This window comes from Porphyrobacter sp. CACIAM 03H1, assembly GCF_002215495.1.
Lineage (GTDB): Bacteria > Pseudomonadota > Alphaproteobacteria > Sphingomonadales > Sphingomonadaceae > Erythrobacter.
In genome coordinates this window covers 270,996-294,794 of sequence record NZ_CP021378.1, presented here as the reverse complement: position 1 = coordinate 294,794, position 23,799 = coordinate 270,996, and the positions used below count along the sequence as shown (strand labels likewise).

20 protein-coding genes are annotated in these 23,799 nt (G+C 68.4%); 13 read left to right on the top strand and 7 right to left on the bottom strand.

From position 1 onward, the window contains the following. Positions 1–54 precede the first annotated feature (54 nt). From CBR61_RS01420 to CBR61_RS01395, 6 genes are all read left to right on the top strand, one after another. Positions 55–819, top strand: coding sequence for an SDR family NAD(P)-dependent oxidoreductase (locus CBR61_RS01420; protein WP_088912763.1), 765 nt, complete (start codon positions 55–57; stop codon positions 817–819). A gap of 99 nt (positions 820–918) precedes the next feature. Beyond that, positions 919–1,887, top strand: coding sequence for a thiamine pyrophosphate-dependent dehydrogenase E1 component subunit alpha (locus CBR61_RS01415; protein ID WP_088912762.1), 969 nt, complete (start codon positions 919–921; stop codon positions 1,885–1,887). Next, positions 1,887–2,873 (top strand): alpha-ketoacid dehydrogenase subunit beta, encoded by a 987-nt coding sequence (locus tag CBR61_RS01410; protein WP_088912761.1) that lies wholly within the window; start codon positions 1,887–1,889, stop codon positions 2,871–2,873. Before CBR61_RS01415 ends, CBR61_RS01410 begins: the two co-directional genes overlap by 1 nt. Next, a complete protein-coding gene (locus CBR61_RS01405) occupies positions 2,873–3,109 on the top strand; it encodes a biotin/lipoyl-containing protein (RefSeq protein WP_088912760.1) in 237 nt (78 codons plus the stop codon). Before CBR61_RS01410 ends, CBR61_RS01405 begins: the two co-directional genes overlap by 1 nt. A 5-nt stretch (positions 3,110–3,114) precedes the next feature. Continuing rightward, positions 3,115–3,501 (top strand): nuclear transport factor 2 family protein, encoded by a 387-nt coding sequence (locus CBR61_RS01400; RefSeq protein WP_157696460.1) that lies wholly within the window; start codon positions 3,115–3,117, stop codon positions 3,499–3,501. A gap of 94 nt (positions 3,502–3,595) precedes the next feature. Continuing rightward, entirely contained in the window at positions 3,596–4,459 is an 864-nt protein-coding gene (locus tag CBR61_RS01395) for a sterol desaturase family protein (RefSeq protein ID WP_088912758.1), read from the top strand. A gap of 288 nt (positions 4,460–4,747) precedes the next feature. Here CBR61_RS01395 and CBR61_RS01390 read toward each other — a convergent pair whose 3' ends face one another. Beyond that, on the bottom strand, positions 4,748–5,368 hold the full coding sequence (locus tag CBR61_RS01390) for a M23 family metallopeptidase (RefSeq protein ID WP_088912757.1): 621 nt from the start codon (positions 5,366–5,368) through the stop codon (positions 4,748–4,750). Between the two features lie 87 nt (positions 5,369–5,455). Then, entirely contained in the window at positions 5,456–7,720 is a 2,265-nt protein-coding gene (locus CBR61_RS01385; protein ID WP_088912756.1) for a DUF305 domain-containing protein, read from the bottom strand. 279 nt (positions 7,721–7,999) lie between these two features. Between CBR61_RS01385 and CBR61_RS01380 the strand changes: the two genes are divergently transcribed. Beyond that, on the top strand, positions 8,000–9,031 hold the full coding sequence (locus CBR61_RS01380; protein ID WP_088912755.1) for a serine hydrolase: 1,032 nt from the start codon (positions 8,000–8,002) through the stop codon (positions 9,029–9,031). A gap of 94 nt (positions 9,032–9,125) precedes the next feature. On the opposite strand, the gene CBR61_RS01375 is transcribed toward CBR61_RS01380, so the two are convergent. Continuing rightward, complete coding sequence (locus CBR61_RS01375) at positions 9,126–9,413, bottom strand: hypothetical protein (protein ID WP_088912754.1); 288 nt, start codon at positions 9,411–9,413, stop codon at positions 9,126–9,128. A 227-nt stretch (positions 9,414–9,640) separates the two neighbouring features. On the opposite strand from CBR61_RS01375, the gene polA reads away from it, so the two are divergent. Then, positions 9,641–12,493, top strand: a complete 2,853-nt coding sequence (polA, locus tag CBR61_RS01370; RefSeq protein WP_088912753.1) for a DNA polymerase I — start codon at positions 9,641–9,643, stop codon at positions 12,491–12,493. Positions 12,494–12,517: 24 nt separating this feature from the next. Here polA and CBR61_RS01365 read toward each other — a convergent pair whose 3' ends face one another. Continuing rightward, complete coding sequence (locus CBR61_RS01365) at positions 12,518–14,824, bottom strand: CDC48 family AAA ATPase (protein WP_088912752.1); 2,307 nt, start codon at positions 14,822–14,824, stop codon at positions 12,518–12,520. 473 nt (positions 14,825–15,297) lie between these two features. Between CBR61_RS01365 and CBR61_RS01360 the strand changes: the two genes are divergently transcribed. Genes CBR61_RS01360 through CBR61_RS01340 form a run of 5 tightly spaced genes read left to right on the top strand, consistent with a single transcriptional unit; the run spans position 15,298 to position 19,620 of the window. Continuing rightward, positions 15,298–16,020 carry a CoA transferase subunit A gene (locus tag CBR61_RS01360; protein ID WP_088912751.1) on the top strand — a complete coding sequence of 241 codons (723 nt, stop codon included), beginning with the start codon at positions 15,298–15,300 and terminating at the stop codon, positions 16,018–16,020. Next, a complete protein-coding gene (locus CBR61_RS01355) occupies positions 16,020–16,931 on the top strand; it encodes a hypothetical protein (RefSeq protein ID WP_088912750.1) in 912 nt (303 codons plus the stop codon). Before CBR61_RS01360 ends, CBR61_RS01355 begins: the two co-directional genes overlap by 1 nt. Further along, positions 16,928–17,581 carry a CoA transferase subunit B gene (locus tag CBR61_RS01350; RefSeq protein ID WP_088912749.1) on the top strand — a complete coding sequence of 218 codons (654 nt, stop codon included), beginning with the start codon at positions 16,928–16,930 and terminating at the stop codon, positions 17,579–17,581. The genes CBR61_RS01355 and CBR61_RS01350 overlap by 4 nt, the downstream gene beginning before the upstream one ends. Then, a complete protein-coding gene (locus tag CBR61_RS01345; RefSeq protein ID WP_088912748.1) occupies positions 17,581–18,465 on the top strand; it encodes an alpha/beta hydrolase in 885 nt (294 codons plus the stop codon). The genes CBR61_RS01350 and CBR61_RS01345 overlap by 1 nt, the downstream gene beginning before the upstream one ends. A 3-nt stretch (positions 18,466–18,468) precedes the next feature. Next, positions 18,469–19,620 (top strand): CaiB/BaiF CoA transferase family protein, encoded by a 1,152-nt coding sequence (locus CBR61_RS01340; RefSeq protein WP_088912747.1) that lies wholly within the window; start codon positions 18,469–18,471, stop codon positions 19,618–19,620. Here CBR61_RS01340 and CBR61_RS01335 read toward each other — a convergent pair. From CBR61_RS01335 to lnt, 3 genes are all read right to left on the bottom strand, one after another. Then, positions 19,617–20,810 (bottom strand): DUF418 domain-containing protein, encoded by a 1,194-nt coding sequence (locus CBR61_RS01335; protein ID WP_088912746.1) that lies wholly within the window; start codon positions 20,808–20,810, stop codon positions 19,617–19,619. The two genes, CBR61_RS01340 and CBR61_RS01335, sit on opposite strands and share 4 nt — an antisense overlap. 22 nt (positions 20,811–20,832) lie before the next feature. Beyond that, complete coding sequence (metK, locus tag CBR61_RS01330) at positions 20,833–22,080, bottom strand: methionine adenosyltransferase (RefSeq protein ID WP_088912745.1); 1,248 nt, start codon at positions 22,078–22,080, stop codon at positions 20,833–20,835. 98 nt (positions 22,081–22,178) lie between these two features. After that, a complete protein-coding gene (gene lnt / locus CBR61_RS01325) occupies positions 22,179–23,795 on the bottom strand; it encodes an apolipoprotein N-acyltransferase (protein ID WP_088912744.1) in 1,617 nt (538 codons plus the stop codon). Positions 23,796–23,799: the final 4 nt, after the last annotated feature.

Genomic DNA, 23,799 nt, shown 5'->3' with positions numbered 1-23,799 from the left:
CCCGCCCGCTGGGCTATCCCCTCGGATCACAAGCACAAGCCGGGGAGAGGCGCGATGGATCTGGGACTGAAGGGCAAGAAGGTCATCATGAACGGCGGGGCCCACGGGCTCGGCCTCGAATCCCTCAAGCTGTTCGCCGCCGAGGGTGCGGATGTCGCCTTCTTCTCGCGCAAGGAAGACAAGATCGAGGCCGCCAAGGCCGCGATCGACGCTGCAGGCCCCGGCAAGGTCTTCGCCGAAGTCTTCGACATGGCGAGCGGCACCGAGGCCTACCAGGCGTGGCTGGAAAAGGCCGTGGCCGAACTCGGCGGCTGTGACATCTTCGTCCACACCGCCAGCGCCTCGGGCACCGGCGGCGCGGGCGACTGGCAGGCGTGTCTCGACATGGACCTGAAGGGCGCGGCCTATGCGGTCGAGACCCTCACGCCCCACCTCGAGAAGTCGGGCACCGGCTCGATCGTCATGCTGTCCTCGACCGCCGCGCTCGAGACCTTCATCGCCCCCAACCCCTTCAACGCGATCAAGGCGGCGCTGATCACCTATGCCTCGCAGCTCAGCCAGGCGATGGCGGCCAAGGGCATCCGCGTGAACACCGTCAGCCCGGGCGCGATCTACTACAAGGGCGGCAACTGGGAGATCATCGAGGAGCACATGAAGCCGCTGTTCGATGCGACGCTCGCCAAGATGCCCACGGGCCGCTTCGGCGAGCCGGTCGAGGTCGCCAAGGCGATCGTCTTCGTGGCGAGCCCGGCGGTGCCCTACATGACCGGCGCGAACATCGTGGTAGACGGCGGCTTCACCCAGAGAGTGCAGTTCTAACAGAGCAACCCCCTTCGCCTCGAGCGTCGTCGAGAGGCATGCAAGCGGGGTGTCTCGACTTCGCTCGACACGAACGGAACCTTGGAAGGTAAGGAAGACATGGCGCAGATCGACCGCGACAAGCTGCTCGACATCTACACCCGCACGATGAAGGTGAACCGCACCGACGAGAAGTTCCGCGAGCTGCTGATGGGCGGCAAGGTCGCGGTGATGTATTACTGCGTGCGCGGGCAGGAGCTGGTCTCGGCCGCGGCGATGGCGGCGCTGGAGAAGGACGATTACGTCGTCTGCACCTATCGCGGGCAGGGCGAGCAGACCGCCAAGGGCATCCCGATGGAGAAGTGGTGGGGCGAATGCCTCGGCAAGGCGACAGGCACCTGCAAGGGCAAGGGCGGCACCATGCACATCACCGATCCCGAGACCGGCATCATGGTGACGACCGGCGTGGTCGGCTCGGGCCTTCCGATCGCCAACGGCCTCGCCATGGCGAGTCAGAACAACGGCGACGGGCGCGTGACCCTCGTCAGCTTCGGCGACGGTGCGGCCAATATCGGCGGCTTCCACGAAGCGATGAACATGGCCCAGCTCTACAAGCTGCCGGTCGTCTTCCTGTGCCAGAACAACCGCTACGGCGAGCACACCGCCTATGCCGACCACACCGACAGCCCCAACATCGCGAGCCGCGCGGCGGGCTACGGGATGCCGGGGGTGACGGTCGACGGCAATGATGTCCATCAGATCTACCCGGCGGTGAAGGAAGCGGTCGACCGCGCCCGCCGCGGCGAGGGGCCGACGCTGGTCGAGGCCATGTGCTACCGCATGATGGGCCACTTCTTCGGCAGCGACTTCAGCTACATGCCGCCCGAGCACATCGCCGAGATGAAGGCCGAGGACCCGCTGCCCAAGCTGCGCAAGGTGATGCTCGACTACCAGTTCACCGAGGAAGAGCTGGACGCGATCGTCGCCGACATCGATGCCCAGATCAACGCAGCGGTCGAACACGCGCTCGCCGCCCCGCTGCCGGATACCGACGAAATCTACAAGGACGTGCTGGAGGAGACCGCCTGATGGCCCAGATCACCATGACCCAGGCGCTGAACCTTGCGATCGACGAGGCGATGGCGGAGGATCCGGGCGTCTTCTGCCTCGGCGAGGACGTTTCCGCCAAGCAGGGCGGCGGGGTGTTCAAGGTCACCGCCGGCCTGACCGAGAAATATGGCGAACACCGCATCCGCGCGACGCCGATCTCCGAGACCGCCATCGTCGGTGCGGCGGTGGGCGCGGCGCTCGCCGGGCAGCGGCCTATCGCCGAGATCATGCTGATGAACTTCGTCGGCGTGTGCATGGACCAGATCGTCAACCACGCCGCCAAGCTTCGCTTCATGAGCGGCGGGCAGACCCCGTGCCCGATCGTGATCCGCACCACCACCGGCGTGGGCGTCGGCTTCGGCGGGCAGCACTCGGACATGCTCGAGGCGTGGTTCGCGCACGTCGCGGGCATCCATGTGGTGACGCCGTCCAACCCCGCCGACGCGCGCGGGCTGATGCGCGCCTCGATCGACGCCAATGACCCGGTGATCTTCATCGAGAACATCCTGTGCTACGGCCTCAAGGCGGAAGACCCGGGCCCGGGCTACCGCGTGCCGCTCGGCAAGGCGGCGGTTGCGCGGGAGGGGACCGACATCTCGATCATCACCTATGGCCGCACCGTGCTCGACGCGCTCGCGGTGGCCGAGGACCTCGCCAAGGAGGGCATCAGCGTGGAGGTCGTCGACCTCCGGACCATCGCCCCCTACGACGAGGCGACGGTGCTGGCATCGGTTCGCAAGACGGGCCGCGCGCTCACCCTGCACGAGGCGGTGCGGCCCTTCGGCACCGGGGCGGAACTCGCCGCCAACATCCAGGAGAAGTGCTGGGACCAGCTCAAGGGCCCGGTGCGGCGCATCGGCGGGACCTTCTCGGCAGTGCCCTTCGCCAGCCACCTCGAACAGGCGTGGATCCCGACCAAGCCGCAGATCGTCGAACAGATCAAAGCCTCTCTCGGAAAGCTCTAATGGCCACGGAAATCCGCATCCCCAAGCTCGGCATGAGCGCCGTCGAAATGACCCTCGTCGAATGGATGTTCGGCGATGGCGAGCGGGTCGCGAAGGGCGACATCATCTACACCGTCGAGACCGACAAGAGCACCACAGAGATCGAGGCCCAAGCCAGCGGGATCATCCACCCCACCGGCGAGGAAGGCGCGGTCTACAAGGTTGGCGATCTGATCGGCACGATCGAGGAGGGCTGATCATCGTGGCTAGTCCCCGGGAAATGCTGGCGAAGGTCTACGCCACCGCCGGCACCCGCGACTGGGACGCGGTCGAGGCGCTGATCCACCCCGACTTCGTGCTCTACGAGGCGAACTCGCTGCCCTTCGCGGGCGAGTGGCGGGGCAGGGACGCGCTCCAGCGCTGCGCCGCCGCCATGTACGGCACCTGGGCGAACACCCACCTCGAGATCCTCGACTGCACCGGGGGCGAGACCCATGCGGTGATGGTGATCCGCCTCACCATGCACCCCAAGGACGGCTCCGAGCCCTTCACCCAGACGATCTGCGAGGCCGGCACCTTCGAGGACGGGCTCCTGAAGACCCTGAGCATCCACTATTTCGACGCCGCCGAGGTCGCCGCCCGGGCGTGACCGGCGCCCCCTCTCGACGCCCTGCGCAGAATGGCGTATTCTCCGGCTCCGGGACGCGGCCCTACAGCGTGGGGCCAAATTGGGGTGCGATCCGGTGAAACAGTCTCTCGTCAACCTTCTGCCGCCCGCGACGCTTGCGGCGATCCTCGCCTTCTGGGGCCTCGCGCCTGCCGGCCTTGTCGAGCAACCCTGGACGCTCCCGCTGGTCGCGGTCACCACCATCGTCTTCGTCCAGCTGCTCGAGCTGGTGTTCGAGCGGCACGAGGGCTGGCGCATCAACCGCACGGAGCTCGCGACCGACATCTTCTACACCGCCTTCGGCTTCCTCGTGATCGGCTATCTCTCCGACACGCTGGTCAACTCGCCCCTGCGCGAACTGAAGGCGGATTGGGGCATCGGCACCCCCTGGCTCGCCGAGCTGCCCTTCCTCGTGCAGGTCATGGTGGTGCTGTTCACCTTCGAGTTCGGCCAGTACTGGATGCACCGCGCGATGCACAACTGGACGCCCCTGTGGCTGACCCACGCACCGCACCACCACGTGACCCAGCTCAACGCGATGAAGGGTTATATCGGCAATCCGATCGAGCTGTTCCTGATCAGCCTCGGGGTGACCGCGCTGCTCGATGTCGATCTCAACGCCCTGTTCGCCAGCTTCACCGTCGGGGGCGCCATCGCGACCTATGCCCACGCCAACGTCAAGGCCGATCCGCCGATCTGGTACGGCTTCTTCTTCACCACCATCCGCAACCACTCGCTGCACCACACCGCCCTCAGCTACGAGGACACGCGCTGCAACTACGGCAATTCGGTGATCTTCTGGGATAGGGTGTTCGGCACCTACAAGGAAGGCGAGAGCGCGATTGTCGGGCAGGACGATCGCAAGCGGCTGTCGATCAAGGAGCAGTGGCTCTTCCCCTTGCGCCCGTGGCTCGAGAAGAAGCAGGCGGCGGAAGGCTAGGGCGAAGTTTACAAAGTTGACACTGTAAACTTCGATTTCCTACGGGATTTCGGGTGACATTTCAGCGTGTTGCTCGGCAAAACCGAAGTTGACACCGTGTTCTGCGTTTTCTCGCCCTGACGGGGAGCTGGACAGCCTTGCGCGGCGATGGCGCGCGGCATCGACAATGCGAAAGAACCGCCCGAGGCTAGCGGGAAGCCCGCCGGTAGGAAAGCGCGAGAAAGGTCGGGTTTCGGGAGTGCCGGCCGCTGGCGCAAAGGGCGGATCATGCCCGGCTTGCGGCCGGCCTCAGGGGGTGGCTCCCATCGCCTTCTGGTCCCAGCGGATCTGGAGCGGCGTGGCACCGCGCGAGGCGCCCACGTGGACGTGGGGTGCATAGGAAGGGCCATTGTTGCCAACCCGCGCGACCACCTGTCCCGCGGTGACGCTGTCTCCCGGCGCGACCGCAAAATCGGTGAGGTGCGCCATCAGGATCACCGCCCCGCCGGGGGTCCGGATCTGGAGCAGGCCTGCGGGCGGCTTGCCTCTCGTGCCGGGTTCGTTGACCCGGGGATTGGGCAGTAGACCGACGATCACGCCGTCGGCCGGGGCGAGCACCTCGGCGCCCCAGGAATACCAGTCCTCGTTGCGTTTGCCGTCGGTCCGGTAGAGCCGGCCGAAGCCGCGGCCCGCGCCGCGCGTGTCGCCGATGATCTGGCAATCCGTGCCGAGCGCATCGCCGGCGATCGCCTCTTCCCCCGCCGCGTGATCGCCGCAGACGAAGGGTTCGCGGAACAGGGGGTGGAGCAGCACGGCCTCGACCGGCCCCTCCGGCTCGACGGCCACCGGCGGCTGTTCGAAGACCGCGCGCGGGGGCGGCTGCGGATCGCTGGCGGCGAGGGAGAGCAGGACTATTGCGAGCATCACCATTTCTCTCCCGTCGCAACCCTCGTCACGGCGGCCCCGGCACCCCCGCCACCCCGGGTTTTGCCCGGGCGGCGGGGCGTCGGGAGCGCCCTAGCCCCCCTTGCGGCTCGCTTCCGCCGCTTCGATGGTGGCAGCGTCCCACGTCACGCGGGTCTGGGTCTGGGGGTTGAAGCGGTTGTCCTCGAACTTGGCGGCCTTCGCGGCGGCGATTTCGGCCTCGGTCAGGTGCTCGGACGGGGCGAGGGCGAAAACGTCGATCCCGCGGCTGATCTCGGTGCCGTAGATGTGGCCGCCGTACCAGTAGACCGACCAGTAGCCGCCCAGCACCATCTGCTTCATGTCGATCGGCCCGCGGTCGAAATAGGCGATCTCCTTGGGATTGGCGCTGTCGGTGAAGTCCATCACCGAAAGGCCGCCCTGGTACCACGCCTGCGCGAACAGATCGCGGCCCGGGACCGGGATGATCGAGCCGTTGTGCGCGACGCAGTTTTCCTTGTCGGTCTGGGGTGCGGGCATCTTGTAGTGGGCGCGGAACACCAGCTTGCCGTCGACGATGTCGTAGATCGCGTTGGCACCCCAGGTCTTGGGGTCGCTCGCCTTGCAGCGCGGACGCCCGCCGCCGCCCCATTCGTCGGTGAAGATCACCTTCGTGCCGTCATTGTTGAAGGTCGCCGAGTGCCAGTAGGCAAAGCCGGTGTCGGTGACGACGTCGATGCGCTTGGGGTTCAGCGGATCGGCGATGTCGAATAGGATGCCGTTGCCCGAGCACGCGCCCGCCGCCAGCTTCAATGCGGGGAACACGGTGATGTCGTGGCACTGGTCGGTGCGCGAGGTGTTCTGGGTGCCGTCGCCGTGGTCGCCGCCCTTCCACAGGCCGGCGATCTCGCCGGTGGTCTCGTCGGCGAAGACGCGGGGGCTCTTGACGATCCGGGCCTTGGAGGGGTCCGCCACCGGAATCTCGATCACGTCGATCGAGAACAGCGCGGTGCGCGTGTCGCCCGGGGTGCCGCCGATGCAGCCCGCCAGTTCCTTCTCGTCGCGGATGCCGGCGGTGCCCGAGTTGTAGACGATGAGGCGCGTGTCGTCGGCGCTGACGATCGAGTGGGTGTGGCTGCCGCGGCAGGTCTGCACCCCGCCGACCTGCACCGGGCGGGCGAGATCGGAGATGTCGAAGATGCGAAGGCCGCGGAAGCGTTCCTCGTTGACCTTGCCCGGGGCGCCCTCGAGCCCGCAGTCGATCCGCCCGCGGGTCTGCTCGACGCTCATGACGAGGATGTTGCCCGCCACCGACACGTCGCCCTGCCCGCCGGGGCACACGACAGAGCTCATCAGGTTGGGCACGCCGTCGGCGCCGAGCTTGTAGATGTTGAAGCCGTGATAGGAGCCCGCGACCATGACATCGCCGAAGAAGGCCATGTCGGTGTTGGCGAAGTCGAGCAGCGGCGAACGCTCGGCGAATTCGGTGAGGTCTTCCTCCTCCCGCGCGGGCGGGGTGGCGGCCGGAGCGGTCCCGGCGGCGGGCGCGGGCGCGGCTTCGGCCTTCTCCTCCTTGCCCTTCTTGGGCGGCACCGGCGGGCGCAGGTCGGCGGGGTTGGCGGGGTTGAAGAAGCCCGCGGGCTTTCTCAGGCTCGCAACCTTGGTGAGGCCCATGATCGCCTCGCCGGCATTGTCGAAGCCCGCCGCAAGGCCCGAGCGCGGATCGCTCGAAAGGCTGGCGAGCAGCTTGTCCATCTTGCCGATCTCGGCCTTCTGCTCGCTCTCGACGTCGCCGACGAACTGGAACAGCACCGGATCGGCGGCGGTGCCGTCCTCGTCGAGCAGTGTCTCCACCATGTCGAGCGCGCCGTCGTGGTGGGCGATCATCAGGGTCAGGAACTTCCGGTCGAAATCGGTGCCCTTGGCCGCAGCCAGCGCCCTCATGTCCTCGGGCGAGGCCATGCCCTTCATCATGTGGTGCATGTGGTGGCCGTGGCCCTTCATCGCCGGGTCCTCGACCGGCTCGCCGCGCTCCTTGAGCCAGGCCCGCATGAAGGCGATCTCGTCGGCCTGCGAGGATTCGATCCGGCCGGCGATGGTCTTGAGTTCCTCGGTGTTGGTGCGGTCCTTGACCAGCTTCGCCATGTCGACCGCCTGCTGGTGGTGGACGATCATTTGCTGCATGAAGGCGACGTCCGACGGCGTGTAGCTCGCCTGCGCGAGCTTGGTCGCCTCGTCGGCGGAGAGCGTCCTGCTCGCCTTGCCCGGCGCGCCCGGCTGCACGATCGGAACGCTCTGCGCATGGGCGAGGCCCGAGGCGGAGAGCAGCAGGGCGGCAACGACGGCGCGCGCGGCGGCGCGGGTGGCGGTATCGGTCATGGATGGTCCCCTTGGATCGGTCTTGACCGCCAGACTGCCGCAGCCCCGCGTGCAGTCAAGTGCCTCCGAGGTGCCGCAAGAGCCCAATCGACGAACCTGCTATCATGGTCGAGCAAGGGCTTGCCGTGTCGCCCCGCGCCGACCGGCGGTGCGGCGAGCCGGTCGTGGGCGGCGCACCGTTCATCGCAAGCGGCAAATTGCCCCCTTGCCGCGCCGAGTCGGGCGTGGATAAGTCCGGCCGTTAAGCCCGCCGCAACCCTGTTGGAGTATTCTTTGCGCATGGCACGCCCCCGCTTCCTCGCCGTCCTGACCGGCCTTGCCGCCTCGCTCGCGGCGCTCGCCAGTCCGGCAGCGGCGAGCCAAGACGAGCTCCAGGCCACCTTCGACAGCACCTTCGGCACCCAGGTCCGCCAGCCGCAGAGCTTCGATGCGATCTACGCTTCGAGCTTCGAGCAGCGCATCGCCGATCTCGCCAATCCGGCGATGGGCCGCATCGGCGTTGCCGCCATTGACCTTGCCACGGGCGAGGAAGTGATGGTGCTCGGCGACCAGCTGTTCCCGATGGCCTCGACCAGCAAGATCGCGGTCGCCGCGACCTTCATGGAGCTGGTCGAGCAGGGCCGCTATTCGCTCACCAGCGAATTCCCGCTGATGATGCCCGTCGCCTCGGCCAAGTTCTCCTCGGCCCGCGCGCCGGTGCGTCCCGGGCAGTACATGCCGGCGATCGACCTGATCGAGATCATGATCACCCGCTCGTCCAACCCCGCCACCGACGCGCTGCTGGCGGCGGTCGGCGGGCCGCAGGCGGTCAACGCATGGATGCAGCGCAAGGGCATCGCGCCCTTCTCGATCAATCGCGACATCGCCACGCTGGTGCGCGACGACGGCGAATACAACCCCGCGACCCACATCGACACCCGGGATGCCGCCACCCCGCGCGCGATGGTGCGCCTGCTCGCGGGGCTCTACCGGGGCGAGTATCTCTCCGACGAGAGCCGCCGGGTGATCCTTTCCGCCATGAGCCGCACCGTCACCGGCAAGCGCCGTATCCCGGCGCATATCCCGCTCGAGGCGCGGGTCAGCCACAAGACCGGCTCGCTCAACAACACCTCGAGCGACATCGGCCTGATCGAATGTCCCGACGGGCGGGTGATCGCGGTCGCGATCTACGTCACCGGGCAGGGCAGCAAGCTCGCCCGCGAGGAGCGGATCGCCGCGATTGCGCGTGCGCTCTACGATGGCTTCGCGGTCAAGGCCCAGGCCAACCCGACCCGCAACTGGGCGAGCGCCCCCTACGCCACCGGCGGCTGACGCCCTTCCTCGCGGATAGCGGCCATGAAAAAGGGCGGCGCCTCGCGGCAGCCGCCCTTTTCCTTTTCCGTCCGCGGTGGCGGGGAGCGCCGGATTACTCGGCGGCTTCCTCGGCTTCCGCAGCCACGTTGGCGGCGTCGGCGGCGATTTCGTCGGCGGTGCGCTCGGCCGAGGCAGCGGCGCCGTCGGCAGCCGCTTCGACGTCGGTCGCGGTTTCGGTGGTCGCGCCTTCGATGGCTTCGCCCGCGCTGTCGGCATTGGCTTCGGCGTCGGCGGCCATCGCGTCGACGGCTTCTTCGGTTTCGGTTTCGGTGTTGTTGCTGCACGCGGCGAGGCCGAGCGCCGAGGTGGCGATGGCGGCAGCGAGGATGATCTTGCGCATGATGTGTTTCCTTATGTTCCTGCGGATGACACGCGACCCTTGCAGACGGGCGCGGCGACCGGGTTCTCTCTCGTCCGGTTCGTGTGCCAAGCTAGGGACGGGGCAGGGGCGTGACAAGATCAAATGAGGCAAGGCGCCTCAATCTTGCCGCAATTCGGCCACAATTCACACAAGAGGCGCCCGCCCAAACCTCTACCCGCACCCGCCCGCGCCTGCTAGCAGGCGGCATGGCCGATAAGCAGCATCTCTATCTCGTCGACGGTTCGTCCTACATCTTCCGGGCCTATCACCGCCTGCCGCCGCTGACGAACCCCGCAGGCACACCGGTTGGTGCGGTCTACGGCTACACGACGATGCTGTGGAAGCTCGCCGCCGATCTCGACGCGGCCGACGGCCCCACGCACCTCGCGGTGATCCTCGATGCGAGCGGCGTGAGCTTCCGCAACGAGCTTTACGAACACTACAAGGCCAACCGCCCCGAACCGCCCGAGGACCTGAAGCCGCAGTTCCCGCTGATCCGCGACGCCACCCGCGCCTTCAGCCTGCCCTGCATCGAGGTCGAGGGGCTGGAAGCCGACGACCTCATCGCCTCCTACGCCCGCGAGGCGCAGCGCCGGGGGTGGGACGTGACCATCGTCTCCTCCGACAAGGACCTGATGCAGCTGATCTCCGAGGTGGACGGCCCGGACGGTCCGGCCCGCATCGACATGCTCGACACGATGAAGAACCAGCGCATCTGGCTCCCCGAGGTCGAGGAGAAGTTCGGCGTCGGCCCGGAACTGGTGGGCGATGTGCTGGCGCTGATGGGCGATTCGGTCGACAACGTGCCCGGCATCTTCGGCATCGGCCCCAAGACCGCGAGCAAGCTGATTGCCGAGCACGGCTCGCTCACCGCCGCGCTCGATGCTGCCCCCGCGATGAAGGCCGGCAAGCTCAAGGAGCGCCTGATCGAAGGGCGCGGCGATGCCGAGCTTTCCAAGATCCTCGTCACGCTCAAGGAAGATTGCGACCTCCCCCAGCCGCTCGAGGAGATGAAGCTCGGCCCGGTCCCGCCCGCGCCGCTCGCGGCCTTCCTGACCGAGCACGGCTTCACCTCGCTGCTGCGTCGGCTGGATGCGGGGGCGGGGAGTCCGTCGCCTTCGGTGCAGCTCAATCCGCCCAAGCCCACCACCGCCGGGGCGAACGGTGCCGGGGCAGGGGAGGCGAACCGCCAGCCTCTCCCCGATTTCGCCGCGATCGACCACGCGGCCTACGAGACGGTGCAGACGATGGAGCGGCTCGAGGCGTGGATCGCGCGCGCCCGCGCCGCGCAGATGGTGGCGGTCGACACCGAAACCACCTCGCTCGATCCGATGCGCGCCGGGCTGTGCGGCATCAGCCTTGCCCTCGGCCCCAACGATGCCTGCTACATTCCCCTCGGCCACGGTGGCAGCGACATGTTCGCCGAGCGCCCCGAGCAGATCGAGGAGGCCGCCGCGCTCGCCGCGCTGAAGCCTCTGCTCGAGGACCAGGCGGTGCTCAAGGTGTTCCAGAACGGCAAGTACGATCTCAACATCCTCGCCCGGCGCGGGATCGCGGTCGCCCCCATCGACGACACGATGGTGATCAGCTTCGCGCTCGACGCAGGCCGCTCGGAGGAAGGCATCGGCGGCGGGCACGGGATGGACGAGCTGTCGCAGCGCCACCTCGGCCACACCCCGATCCCGTTCAAGGACCTGTGCGGCACCGGCAAGAAGGCGATCGGCTTCAACGAGGTGCCGCTCGAGCGCGCCACTGCCTATGCCGCCGAGGATGCCGACATCACCTGGCGGCTCCATTGCCACCTCAAGCCGCGCCTCGCCATCGAGGGCGGCAGCCGGGTTTACGAGCGCGTCGACCGCCCGCTGATCCCCGTCGTCGCCCGCATGGAGCGCGAGGGCATCAAGGTCGACCGCGCGCGGCTGGCGAAGCTGTCGGAGGAATTCTCGCGCGAGATCGCCCGGCTGGAGGGCGAGATCCACGCCGCCGCCGGGCAGGAGTTCACCGTCGGCAGCCCCAAGCAACTGGGCGACATCCTGTTCGACAAGCTCGGCTACCAGGGCGGCAAGAAGGGCAAGAGCGGGCAGTATTCGACCGACGTGACCGTGCTGGAGAAGCTCGCGGCGGAAGGCGCGCCCATCGCCCGGCTGGTGCTCGAATGGCGGCAGCTGGCGAAGCTGAAGTCGACCTATACCGATGCGCTTCAGGAGGCGATCAACCCCGATACGGGCCGCGTCCACACCAGCTACTCGCTCGTCGGCGCGCAGACCGGGCGGCTGTCATCGACCGATCCGAACCTCCAGAACATCCCGATCCGCACCGCCATCGGCCGCCAGATCCGCGAGGCCTTCGTGCCCGAAGCCGGCAACGTCCTGCTGGCGGCGGACTATTCGCAGATCGAACTGCGCCTCGCCGCGCACATGGCCGATGTCGCGAGCCTCAAGGAGGCCTTCGCCCACGGCGAGGACATCCACGCCCGCACCGCGCAGGAGATGTTCGGCGAGGTGACGCGCGACACCCGCGCCCGGGCCAAGACGATCAACTTCGCGATCCTCTACGGCATCAGCCGCTGGGGCCTCGCCGCGCGGCTCGAAGTCGAGCCGGACGAGGCGCAGGCGATGATCGACACCTATTTCCAGCGCTTCCCGGGCATCCAGAGGTATATCCACGAGACGCTCGAGAGCGTGCGGACGCGCGGCTATTCCGAGACGCTGTTCGGCCGCAAGACGTGGTTCCCGCGGATCAATTCCAAGAACCAGGCCGAACGGCAGGGCAGCGAGCGCGCCGCGATCAACGCGCCGATCCAGGGCACCAGCGCCGACATCATCAAGCGCGCGATGGCGCGGATGCTGCCTGCCTTGGCCGAGGCGGGGCTGCACGATGTGCGGATGCTGCTGCAGGTGCACGACGAACTGGTGTTCGAGCTGCCCGAAGCCCGCGTCGAGGCCGCCACGCCGATCATCCGGCAGGTGATGGCCGAAGCCGCGCTGCCTGCGGTGGAACTGACGGTGCCGCTCGGGGTCGAGATCGGCACCGGGCTGTCGTGGGACGCGGCGCATTAGGCACCGCGCGCGCGGAAGCCCGCATCAATCGTGCTTTTTCTCCCGCGTCGGGGTCAGCATCTCGGGCGAGAGGAAGCCGATCGGCTGCACCGCCGCCGCGCGCTTCTTCAGCTCGCCGCGCATCTTGAGGTATTCGCTCTCCATCTCGGGCGTCACCGTGGCGCGCGAATCCTTGAGCGCGGCGGCGAAGTCGCGGCCCTCGACCGCGCTCACCTCGCCCCCCACGCGGCGCAGGGCGGCTAGGCCCGCACGGCGCACGAGGTCTTCGAGGTCCGCCCCGGTGAAGCGGTCGGTCTCGGCGGCAAGGCCCGCCAGATCGACATCCTCGCCCAGCGGCATCTTCGCCGTGTGGATCTTCAGGATGTGCTCGCGCCCAGCCTTGTCGGGGGTGCCCACATAGACCAGCTCGTCGAAGCGGCCGGGGCGCAGCAGGGCGGGATCGACGAGCGTCGGCCGGTTGGTGGCGCCGATCACCACCACCGATTGCAGCTCCTCCAGCCCGTCCATCTCGGCGAGGATGGTGTTGACCACCCGCCCCGTGACCTGCGGCTCGCCCTGCCCGGAGCCGCGCGCGGGGACCAGCGAATCGATCTCGTCGATGAAGACCACGCAAGGCGCGACCGCGCGGGCGCGGGCGAAGAGGCGGGCGATCTGCTGCTCGCTCTCGCCGTACCATTTCGACAGCAGGTCGCTGGATTTCATCGAGATGAAGTTCGCCTCCGCCTCCTTGGCGACGGCCTTGGCCAGCAGGGTCTTGCCGGTGCCCGGTGGGCCGTAGAGCAGGAAGCCCTTGGCCGGGCGGATGCCGAGGCGGCGGAAGGCGTCGGGGTTCTTGAGGGGAAGCTCGATCCCCTCCTTCAGCCTGTCGACCGAATCGCCCGCACCGCCGATGTCGTCCCAGCCGATGTTCGGCACCTGCACCATCACCTCGCGCATCGCCGAGGGCTGGACGCGCTTGAGGGCGGAGAGGAAATCGTCGCGGGTGACGCACAGGTCTTCCAGCACCTCGGGCGGGATGGTGCGTTCGTCGAGGTCGAGGCGCGGCATGATACGGCGCACCGCCTCGATTGCGGCCTCGCGGGCCAGCGCGGCGATATCCGCGCCGACGAAGCCGTGGGTGACGCGGGCGAGTTCGTCGAGGTCGACGGCCTGCTCAAGCGGCATCCCGCGGGTGTGGATCGCGAGGATCTCGCGCCGCCCGCGCTGGTCGGGGACGCCGATCACGATCTCGCGGTCGAAGCGGCCCGGACGGCGCAACGCCTCGTCGATGGCATCGGGACGATTGGTCGCTGCGATGACAACGAGGTTGGCACGCTGCTCCAGCCCGTCCATCAGCGTCAGCAGCTGGGCGACGAGGCGCTTCTCCGCCTCGCCCGGCACCTGGGTGCGCTTGGGAGCGATCGAATCGATCTCGTCGATGAAGATGATTGCGGGTGCGGCGCGGGTCGCCTCCTCGAACACCTCGCGCAGGCGCTTCTCGGATTCGCCATAGCCCGAGCCCATGATCTCGGGCCCGTTGATGGTGAAGAACTCGGCGTCGCTCTCGTTCGCGACGGCCTGCGCAAGGCGGGTCTTGCCGGTGCCCGGCGGGCCGTGGAGCAGCACACCCTTGGGCGGCTCGACCCCGAGGCGGATGAAGAGTTCGGGATAGCGCAGCGGCAGCTCGACCATCTCGCGCAGGGCGCGGATGGTCTCCTCCATCCCGCCGACATCGTCATAGTTGACGACGGCGCGGCCATCGCGCGGTTCCTCGAACTCGGCGCGCAGCTCGACCTCGGTGTTCTCGTCGATGTGGACGATGCCCTTGGGGCTGGTCGAAGCCACGGTGAGGCGGATCTGGGTCAGGGCATAGGCCGGCGCGCGCAGCAGCTGGCGCACGTCGGCGGGCATGTTCTGCACCGGCTGCTGGCCGGTGGTGGCGACGAGGTCGCCGGCGACCAGCGGGCGGCGGAAGAAGTTGCGCTTCAAGGCCTGGGTCGGCCCCTGGAGCCGCATCTCGCGCTGGGCGGGGGCGAAGACCACGCGGGTGGCGGGGCGCGATTCGCCGCGGGCGATCTCGACATGCTCGCCCGACCCCCCTTGCGCATTGCCGCGCTGCAGGCCGTCGAGGCGCACCACGTCGAGCGCATCGTCCTCGGGGTAGGCGGCCATGGCGATCGCGGCGGTGACGCGCTTGCCCCGGATCTCGACCACGTCGCCCTCGGTGATCCCGAGCTTCTGGAAGGCGCTGCGCGGCATCCGCGCGATCCCGGCGCCGGATTCCTCCTGCCGCGCAGGGGCGACCTGGAGCCGGACGGTGCGGGCGGGGGCGGCGGTTTCGGCGTCGGCCATCGGGCGTTCCTGTGCTGGGGTTGCAGGACCGATAGCTAGGAAGCGCGCCAATCGAATGCAATCGGCGGCGCGGCGGGCGGGGCTGGTGGCCGGACCGCAGGCAAGAAAAAAGCCCGGCACGAGGCCGGGCTTGAAAAGTTTGGGAGAGGATGCCTGAAAGGCAGCTTCTTAATGGCGCAAACCGGGACATTGTGCAAGTGCGAAAGATACCCGGAAAGATGCAAAGAACGCAATCAAGTGCCTTAACGATGCAAGTTTGTGCGCAAACTTGCAAATTGCTGCCTATTTTGGTGGCAATCGCTCAAAGAGTGGGCACGAATGGCGCCTCCAGACCCTATTGCATCGCAACATGAATCGCGATTCGACTTTGTCGTGCGCGCGGGCGTGACAGCCTCGCCGGAACGCACTAATCACTGCCTGTCCCCGAGAGAGGGATCGTCCTTGCACGATACAACAGATAGCAGGCAGGCCCGATGACCAAGCTCTATCCCGATGCCGCCAGCGCGCTCGAGGGCGTGCTGCGCAACGACATGCTGATCGCCGCCGGAGGCTTCGGCCTTTGCGGCCTCCCCGAAAGACTGCTCGACGCGATTCGCGACAGCGGCGTGACCGGCCTGACCTTCGCCAGCAACAATGCCGGGATCGACAACGAGGGCATCGGCAAGCTGCTGCGCACGCGGCAGGTCAGGAAGATGATCAGCTCCTATGTCGGCGAGAACAAGGAGTTCGAGCGGCAGTATCTGGCCGGCGAGCTGGAAGTCGAGTTCTGCCCGCAGGGCACGCTGGCCGAGCGGATGCGGGCCGGGGGCGCGGGCATTCCCGGCTTCTACACCCGCACCGGCGTCGGCACCGAGGTCGCCAAGGGCAAGGAGCACAAGGACTTCCCCGATCGCGACGGGGTGATGCAGACCTATATCCTCGAACACGGCATTTTCGCCGACCTGTCGATCGTCAAGGCGTGGAAGGCCGACGAGACCGGCAACCTCGTGTTCCGCAAGACCGCGCGCAATTTCAACCTGCCCGCCGCGACCTGCGGGAAGATCTGCGTGGCCGAGGTCGAGGAGGTGGTGCCGGCGGGCAGCCTCGATCCCGACCAGATCCACCTTGCCGGCGTCTTCGTGAACCGCATCGTCTGCGGCGCGCCCTACGACAAGAAGATCGAGTTCCGCACCGTGCGGGAACGGGAGGCCGCGTGATGACGAAGCGCAATCTCGTGCTTCTGCCGCTGCTGGCCCTCGCCGGGACAGCCTTGAGCGGCTGCGTGGCGGTGGCGATCCCGGCGCTGGCCGGGTCGGCACTCGCGGGCCGCGAGATCGTCGGCCCGGGCGATGAAGACGACGCGGCGCGGCAGGCCCCGAGCCCTGCACCCGCTCCGGCTCCCGTGGCGGCTCCCGCCCCGCCGCGCGCGCCTGCGCCGGTTGCTTCGGCACCGGCGGCCGCCTCGCCTGCCTCTGCTCCCGCGCCCGCCGTGGTGGCTGCGGCTCCCGCGCCCCAGCCCGCGGCCGCGGAAAACACCCCCGCGACCGACACGACCCGCACCACCGGCTTTGCCCGGCTGGTCCGCTATGGCCGCGCCGTGTCGCTCTCCCGCGGGCCCGAGACGGGGATGCTGTCGGCCATGCTCAGCGATCCCTACGCGCTCGACGGCCAGCGCCGCCGCTGTGCGCCCGGCGTGCAGCCGGTGGTCCTGATCGACCTCGATCCTGCCGGCGGGGTCTTTGCGGTGCCCGCGACGCCCGCCCGGCGGCAGAGCACGATCCTCGGTTTCGCCGTGCTGCGCGAGGCGCGCGTGGTGATCGCATGGATCTCCGATCTCCCGGTCGAGCAGTCCGGCGCCCTGCGCGACGCGCTCGCGCAGTCGGGCCTTGATCCGCGCGGCGAGGACATCATCTCGCTGCGCCGTGACGAGGACAAGCAGACCCGGCGCGAGAGCCTCGCGGCGACCTCCTGCATCATCGCCATCGGCGGCGACGAACGCCCCGATTTCGACGACCGTTTCCGCTACCTGAAGACCCCCGAAGCCGGCGCGCTGCTCGAGCCGATCATCGGCGACGGCTGGTTCTTCACCGATCCGCTGCTGACCGCCGAGGGAGACACGGCACCATGACGACGACGCTTGCCCCCGGCTGGACCCGCGACGACATGGCGGCGCGCGCCGCCCGCGAATTGAAGGACGGCTATTACGTCAACCTCGGCATCGGCATCCCGACGCTGGTCGCCAACCACATCCCCGAAGGGATGATGGTGACGCTCCAGAGCGAAAACGGGATGCTCGGCATCGGGCCGTTCCCCTATGACGACGAGGTCGATCCCGACCTCATCAATGCGGGCAAGCAGACCATCAGCGAGCTGCCGCACAGCGCCTATTTCGACAGCGCGACGAGCTTCGCGATGATTCGCGGCGGGCATATCGACCTGACCGTGCTGGGTGCGATGGAGGTGGCGGAGAACGGCGACATCGCCAACTGGATGATCCCGGGCAAGATGATCAAGGGCATGGGTGGGGCGATGGACCTCGTCGCGGGCGTCAAGAAGATCATCGTGGTGATGGACCACACCGCCAAGGACGGGACGCCGAAGTTCATCCCCGCCTGCACCCTGCCGCTGACCGGCGCGGGGGTGGTCGACATGATCATCACCAACCTCGCCGTGTTCCAGCGCCCCGCCAAGGGCGAGCCCTTCCGCCTCATCGAGATGGCGCCGGGTGTCACCGCAGAGGACATCGCCGCCACCACCACCGCCCATTACGTGGTCTGATGCTGCGTGCGGCGGCGCTTGGCGTTCTCGCGCTTGCAGGGGTGATCGGCGGGATGCTGGCCTTCGTGTCCCCGCCGCGGCTGCTGTCGCATTACGACCGGCTGGCGGGCGGGCGCGAGGGCTCGTACCCGGCGGCGGAGGGCGTGCCCTTCGGCAGCCACGGGCAGAGGCTCGACATCTGGGCGCCCAACGACATGGCGAAGGCGCCCTTGCCGGTGGTGATCTTCTGGTACGGCGGCGGCTGGGCCAAGGGGGATCGCACCTCCTATGCTTTCGCCGGGCGCGCGCTGGCGAAGGCCGGATTTCTCGTGGTCATCCCCGATTACCGCAAGGTGCCGCAGGTGCTCTTTCCCGCCTTCCTCGAGGACGGGGCCGAGGCGGTGGCGTGGGTGGAGGACAACATCGCCCGCTATCGGGGCGATCCGGCACGGGTGGCGGTGATGGGCCATTCGGCGGGAGCCTGGCAGGCGGTGATGCTGGCGCTGGATGCCGAGCGGCTGGCGGCGGCAGGGGCTGACCCTGCGACCATCAAGGCGGGCGTGGGCCTCTCCGGCCCCTACGACTTCCACCCCTTCACCTCCGAGCGCGCCATCGCCGCCTTCAGCCAGTGGCCGCGCCCGGAGGAGACCCAGCCGATCGCCTTCGCCCGCAAGGATGCGCCCCCGCTGCTGCTCGTCACTTCGGACGGCGACGAGACGGTGCGGCCGAAGAACGCCAACAACCTCGGCGCGCGGCTGCGCGAACTCGGCGCGCCGGTGGAGGTGAGGAACTACGGCCCGCTCGATCACGAGGAGGTGGTGATGGCGCTCTCGGTGCCGTTCCGGGGCAAGGGGCCGGTGCTGGCGGACAGCGTTGCCTTTCTGAAGCGGCATCTGGGGGAATAGGTGATGTGGTTCCCTGAACCACGCAACCCCGACGCGCCGCTGGCGGGGCTCAAGGTGGTCGAGCTCGCCCGCGTTCTGGCGGGGCCGTTCTGCGGGCAGATACTCGCCGATCTCGGCGCGGACGTCATCAAGGTCGAAAGCCCGGAGGGCGACGGCACCCGCCTCTGGGGCCCGCCTTGGGTCGAGCGCACCGATGCGCAGGGCAAGGTCCACCGCGAGGCCGCCTATTACCACGCCTGCAACCGCGGCAAGCGTTCGATCATCGCCGACTTTGCCAAGGCCGACGATCTCGACCGCGTGAAGGCCCTGATCGCCGGGGCGGACGTGGTGATCGAGAACTTCAAGACTGGCAGCCTCGCCAAGTTCGGCCTCGACTACGCTGCTTGCGCCGCCGCCAATCCGGGCCTCGTCTATTGCTCGATCACCGGCTTCGGCCTCACCGGCCCCCGCGCGCACGAGGCGGGTTACGACTTCGTGGTGCAGGGGATGAGCGGCTTCATGTCGCTGACTGGCGAGCCCGAGGGGCATCCGGTCAAGATGGGCATCTCGATCAGCGACCTATCCACCGGCGTCTGGGCGGCGAACGGTATCCAGGCCGCGCTGTTGATGCGGGCGCGCACGGGGAAGGGCCAGCAGGTCGACATCAGCCTGATGGATTCATCGGTGGCGCTGCTGTCCAACCAGGCGACCTATTTCCTCACCACGGGCGAGAACCCGCCGCGCATGGGCAATGCCCACGCCCAGGTCGCGCCCTACGGGGTCTTCGCGGTGAGCGACGGGCACGTGATCCTCGCGCCCGCCAATGACGGGCTGTTCCACAAGCTGATGGACCTGCTCGGCCTCGCGCATCTCAAGGCCGATCCGCGCTTCCTCGCCAACGGCGACCGGACGGCGAATGCCAAGGCGCTGGACGCGGAGATCGCTGCGGCGACTGCCTCATGGACCAAGCAGGGCCTGCTCGACGCCTGCCACGCGGCAGGGGTTCCGGCCGGCCCGATCAACCGGCTGGACGAGGTATTCGCCGACCCGCAGGTGGTGGCGCGGGGCCTCAGGGTGGAACTCGGCGGGATGCCGGGGGTACGCAGCCCCTTCGTCTTCTCCGATGCCGAACTGGCGCTCGACCGGCCCTCGCCGATCCACGGGGAGCACGGTTAGGCGAGCGCCCTTGCGCCTGCGCGCCACAGCCGCTCGAAGGGCCCCTGCCCCAAGCGCGCCAGCCACGGCGGCGACCACAGCAGCATTGCCGCCACCGGCACCAGGGCGAGCGCGACAGCCTGCCAGCGGGTGACATTGCCGAACAGGCCGAGGCCCCAGCTGGCGAAGATCGCCGACAGGATCACGCTGGTCATCAGATAATTGGTCAGCGACAGCCTGCCCGCCGCGGCGAGCCTTGCGGTCAGGCCCTTGTCCCTCGTGAGGAAAGCCATTGCCAGCGCGGCGTAGCTCGTCGCCAGGGCGACATCGAAGGGGGCGGAGAGCACCAGCGCCACTGGCCCCACCAGCGCGGCGGGAAAGCCGCTCGCGACCAGCCAGCCGGCGAGTGCCAGCAGCCCCGGCAGCGCCACCAGCGCGGCGAGGCCCGCCAGGCGCTGGAGGCGGAAGGTGCGCCACTCGCCCTTCAGCATCCCGCCCCGCCACAGCCCCATGCCGAGCGCGATCGCCGCCAGGTTGAGCGGCAGCGAGGCCACCAGCGCCGTCATCTGACCCGGGATCCCGAGGCTGCGGCGCACCACCCGCTCGCCCAATCCCTCGCGCCCCTGTTCGAGCAGCATGGCGATGGTCGCCGTGTCGCGGCCGAACTGGCGCTCGGCCCAGAGCAGCGGGTCGGAACCCCATTGCTCCATGTAGAACATGACCAAGGGGGTCCCCAGCGCTGTCATGCCGAGGGCCAGGTGGATGCAGACAAGGCCGAGGGCGACCTTGACGAGCGCCTGCGCGGAAAGCCCCGCCAGCAGCGGCAGGGCCAGCCCCGCGAGTGCGTAGGCGCGCAGCACGTCGTTGCTGGCGAAGAGGATCGCGTGGGCAAGGCCGATCGCGAACAGAACGATCATGCGGGCATAATGCGCCCGCCACGGCCTCGCTCCCCCGCGCTCGATCAGGATCAGGCAGCCCGCCCCGAACAGCATCGCGAACAGGGTGCGGAACTTGTCCTCGATGAAGACGAAGCTTCCCAGCCACACCCAGTAATCGGCGGGGCCGGTGGCGCCATAGCTCATCGGGTTGTAATAGGCGGGTGCCGGCAGGGCGAAGGCGAGGACGTTCATCCCCACGATCCCGGCCACCGCGATCCCGCGCAGCGCATCGAGCGCGAGGATGCGGTCAGGGGGCGGTGAGGGTGCCGTCATGGACAGCACCCTTAACCGAAAATCAGGCGAGCGCAGCCTTGAGATCGTCGACCAGGTCGAGCCGCTCCCACGGGAAGAAGTCGCCCTCGGCGGTGCGGCCGAAATGGCCATAGGCGGCGGTCGGCTGGTAGATCGGCTTGTTGAGGCCGAGATGCGTGCGGATCGCGCGCGGGGTCAGCCCGCCGAGCTTGGCGATGCCGAGGATCGCCTGTTCGATCTTGTCGTCGCCGACGGTGCCGGTGTCATGGGTGTCGACATAGAGCGACAGCGGCTCCGACACGCCGATCGCATAGGCGATCTGGATGGTGCAGCGCGTGGCAAGGCCCGCGGCGACCACGTTCTTGGCGAGGTAGCGGGTGATGTAGGCCGCCGAACGGTCGACCTTGGTCGGGTCCTTGCCGCTGAACGCGCCGCCGCCATGCGGGGCCGCGCCGCCGTAGGTGTCGACGATGATCTTGCGACCGGTCAGGCCCGCGTCGCCATCCGGGCCGCCGATCTCGAAAGCACCCGTCGGGTTGATGTAATACTTGGTCCCGCGCAGCAGCACGGGCGGGATCACGTCCGCGACGACCTTCTTCACATAGGCTTCGAGCTCGGCATACTTGGCCGGGTCGGCATGGTCGCCGGTCAGGCAGTAGCCCTGCTTGTGCTGGGTCGAGACGACCACCGCGGTCGCAGCCACCGGCAGCGAGCCTTCGTAGCGCAGGGTCACCTGGCTCTTGGCGTCGGGTTCGAGGAAGGGCGCGGCGCCCGAGTGGCGGTCGGCGGCCATGCGCTCGAGGATCTTGTGACTGTAGTAGAGCGTGGCCGGCATCAGGCCCGGGGTCTCGTCGGTGGCGTAGCCGAACATGATGCCCTGGTCGCCCGCGCCTTCATCCTTGTTCGCGCCCGCGTCCACGCCCTGCGCAATGTGGGCGGACTGGCCGTGAAGGTTGTTCTCGAAGCGGAAGGACTCCCAGTGGAAGCCCTCCTGTTCGTAGCCAATGCGCTTCACCGTCGCGCGAACGACCTGCTCGATCTCCTCCTTGGCGCCCGGAGCCCAGTAGTCGTTGTCCTTCCACTCCTCGCGGCCGTGCTCGTAGACGCCCTTGCAGCGAATCTCGCCCGCCAGCACCACCAGCTGGGTGGTGGTCAGGGTTTCGCAGGCGATGCGCGCCTCGGGGTCCTTCGACAGGAACAGGTCGACGATGGCGTCGGAAATCTGGTCGGAGACCTTGTCGGGATGGCCTTCCGACACGCTTTCGGAGGTGAACAGGTAGTTGGTGCGCATGAATTCCCCCGGGGGCTGAAAGTGCGGTGCGACGCGGGGGAAGATGACCTTATAGAGATATAAGGAAACCTTTATGTCCCGCTGTGTCGCTGTCCGCCCTAGCCGCGCGCGCGGGCAAGCGCAAGCACTCTCGGCAGGGCGAGGCCCAGCGCGATCAGCAGCGCCGCCCAGGCCAGCGTCAGGCCATGGCCCCACCGCGCGAACAGCGTCGGCGGAGCGGCGGCAGGGACGAAGCCTTCGAGCTTGTCGGCCTTGCCCATGCCGATCGTCCCGCGCACCACGCCGTTGGCGTCGATCACCGCGCTGATCCCGGTGGTGGTCGAGCGCAGCACCGGCAGCCCCTCCTCGATCGCCCGCATCCGCGCCTGCGCGAGGTGCTGTGGCGGTCCCCACGCGCCGAACCAGCCGTCGTTCGAGGGGTTGAAGATGTAATCGGGGCGATTCGCGTCCTCGGCGACCGCGCCCGAGAAGACGATCTCGTAGCAGATCATCACCCCCGCCTTGCCGTGCTCGCCAAGATCGAGCGTGCGCGGGCCGGGGCCGGGGAGATAGTCGATGCTCCCCGCCACCAGCCGCGACAGGCCGAGCGGTTCGAGGATCGGGCGCATCGGCAGGTATTCGCCATAGGGCACGAGGTGCGCCTTGTCGTAGCCGCCGACAATGGCGCCCGCGCCATCGATCGCCATGACCGAATTGCGCGCGCTGACGGCCGCAGGGATGCCATCGGGACGGACGCCGATGTTGAGATTGACCACGCCCGTCAGCAGGGTCGATTGCGGGCCGATCACCTTGCCGATGCGCTTGCGGGCGAGCACCGGATCGCCGCCCGCCGTCATCTGGAAATAGTAGCGGTCCGGGTAGCCCTCCTCGAGATAGTCCGGCACCGCGCTTTCCGGCCACAACACGATGCGCGACTGGTTCTGGCCGGGCGCGGTGAGGCGGGTGAGGCGCGCGAACTGCTCCTCGAACTTGGAGCCGTCGTTGATCTCGGACTGCGGGATATGGGGCTGGACGAGGGTGTATTCGACCGGGTCGGCGGGCTGCGTCACCTCGACATGCAGGCTCGGCGCGACCATCAGCGCGGTGAGGGCCAGAGCACCGCCGGCAGAAATCAGCCAGCGCCGCGAGGCGAGCGCGGCCAGCAGCATCGCGGCGATCAGCAGCGCCAGTCCGGACAGGGCATAGGTGCCGGTGAAGGGGAGCAGCCGCGCCATCCCCGGCGTGTCCCACGTCCCCAGCAGCATCAGCCCCACGGGCGGCCAGGGGTAGCCGGTGAACACCCAGCCGCGCAGCCATTCGGTGACGATCCACGCACCCGCCAGCACCAGTCCGAAGGCCCACAGCGGACGTTTCCGCGCCAGCCCGTGCGCGGCGAGCGCGGCGAGGGCGGGATACCACGCGAGGTAGATGCACAGGAGCGGCACCGCGAGCCACCCGAGGAATTCGGGCATCTTGGCCTGATGGGTGAAGGCGGTCGCGATCCAGTTGTTGGCGAGCGTCAGGTGCGCCCAGCCGAACCACCAGCCGCGCCACAGCGCCTGCCGCCAGCCTTCGGCGGAATGGATCAGCCACACGAACCCCGCCAGCGCGGCGAGGCCCAGCGGCCAGAGGTGCAGGGGGGGATAGGCGCAGGCTGCGACCAGCCCGAGCAGGATCGCCGCCAGCGCAGGCCGGCGCTGCGCCAGCGCGGGCACTGCCGCCAGCCGCTCCATCATGAAC

Excerpts from the sequence above, each read along its gene's own strand:
- CBR61_RS01420 (WP_088912763.1), top strand. The coding sequence starts at position 55 with ATGGATCTGGGACTGAAGGGCAAGAAGGTCATCATGAACGGCGGGGCC.
- CBR61_RS01415 (WP_088912762.1), top strand. The coding sequence starts at position 919 with ATGGCGCAGATCGACCGCGACAAGCTGCTCGACATCTACACCCGCACG.
- CBR61_RS01410 (WP_088912761.1), top strand. The coding sequence starts at position 1,887 with ATGGCCCAGATCACCATGACCCAGGCGCTGAACCTTGCGATCGACGAG.
- CBR61_RS01405 (WP_088912760.1), top strand. The coding sequence starts at position 2,873 with ATGGCCACGGAAATCCGCATCCCCAAGCTCGGCATGAGCGCCGTCGAA.
- CBR61_RS01390 (WP_088912757.1), bottom strand. The coding sequence starts at position 5,368 with ATGGTGATGCTCGCAATAGTCCTGCTCTCCCTCGCCGCCAGCGATCCG.
- CBR61_RS01385 (WP_088912756.1), bottom strand. The coding sequence starts at position 7,720 with ATGACCGATACCGCCACCCGCGCCGCCGCGCGCGCCGTCGTTGCCGCC.
- CBR61_RS01380 (WP_088912755.1), top strand. The coding sequence starts at position 8,000 with ATGGCACGCCCCCGCTTCCTCGCCGTCCTGACCGGCCTTGCCGCCTCG.
- CBR61_RS01375 (WP_088912754.1), bottom strand. The coding sequence starts at position 9,413 with ATGCGCAAGATCATCCTCGCTGCCGCCATCGCCACCTCGGCGCTCGGC.
- polA (WP_088912753.1), top strand. The coding sequence starts at position 9,641 with ATGGCCGATAAGCAGCATCTCTATCTCGTCGACGGTTCGTCCTACATC.
- CBR61_RS01365 (WP_088912752.1), bottom strand. The coding sequence starts at position 14,824 with ATGGCCGACGCCGAAACCGCCGCCCCCGCCCGCACCGTCCGGCTCCAG.
- CBR61_RS01360 (WP_088912751.1), top strand. The coding sequence starts at position 15,298 with ATGACCAAGCTCTATCCCGATGCCGCCAGCGCGCTCGAGGGCGTGCTG.
- CBR61_RS01355 (WP_088912750.1), top strand. The coding sequence starts at position 16,020 with ATGACGAAGCGCAATCTCGTGCTTCTGCCGCTGCTGGCCCTCGCCGGG.
- CBR61_RS01350 (WP_088912749.1), top strand. The coding sequence starts at position 16,928 with ATGACGACGACGCTTGCCCCCGGCTGGACCCGCGACGACATGGCGGCG.
- CBR61_RS01345 (WP_088912748.1), top strand. The coding sequence starts at position 17,581 with ATGCTGCGTGCGGCGGCGCTTGGCGTTCTCGCGCTTGCAGGGGTGATC.
- CBR61_RS01340 (WP_088912747.1), top strand. The coding sequence starts at position 18,469 with ATGTGGTTCCCTGAACCACGCAACCCCGACGCGCCGCTGGCGGGGCTC.
- CBR61_RS01335 (WP_088912746.1), bottom strand. The coding sequence starts at position 20,810 with ATGACGGCACCCTCACCGCCCCCTGACCGCATCCTCGCGCTCGATGCG.
- metK (WP_088912745.1), bottom strand. The coding sequence starts at position 22,080 with ATGCGCACCAACTACCTGTTCACCTCCGAAAGCGTGTCGGAAGGCCAT.
- lnt (WP_088912744.1), bottom strand. The coding sequence starts at position 23,795 with ATGATGGAGCGGCTGGCGGCAGTGCCCGCGCTGGCGCAGCGCCGGCCT.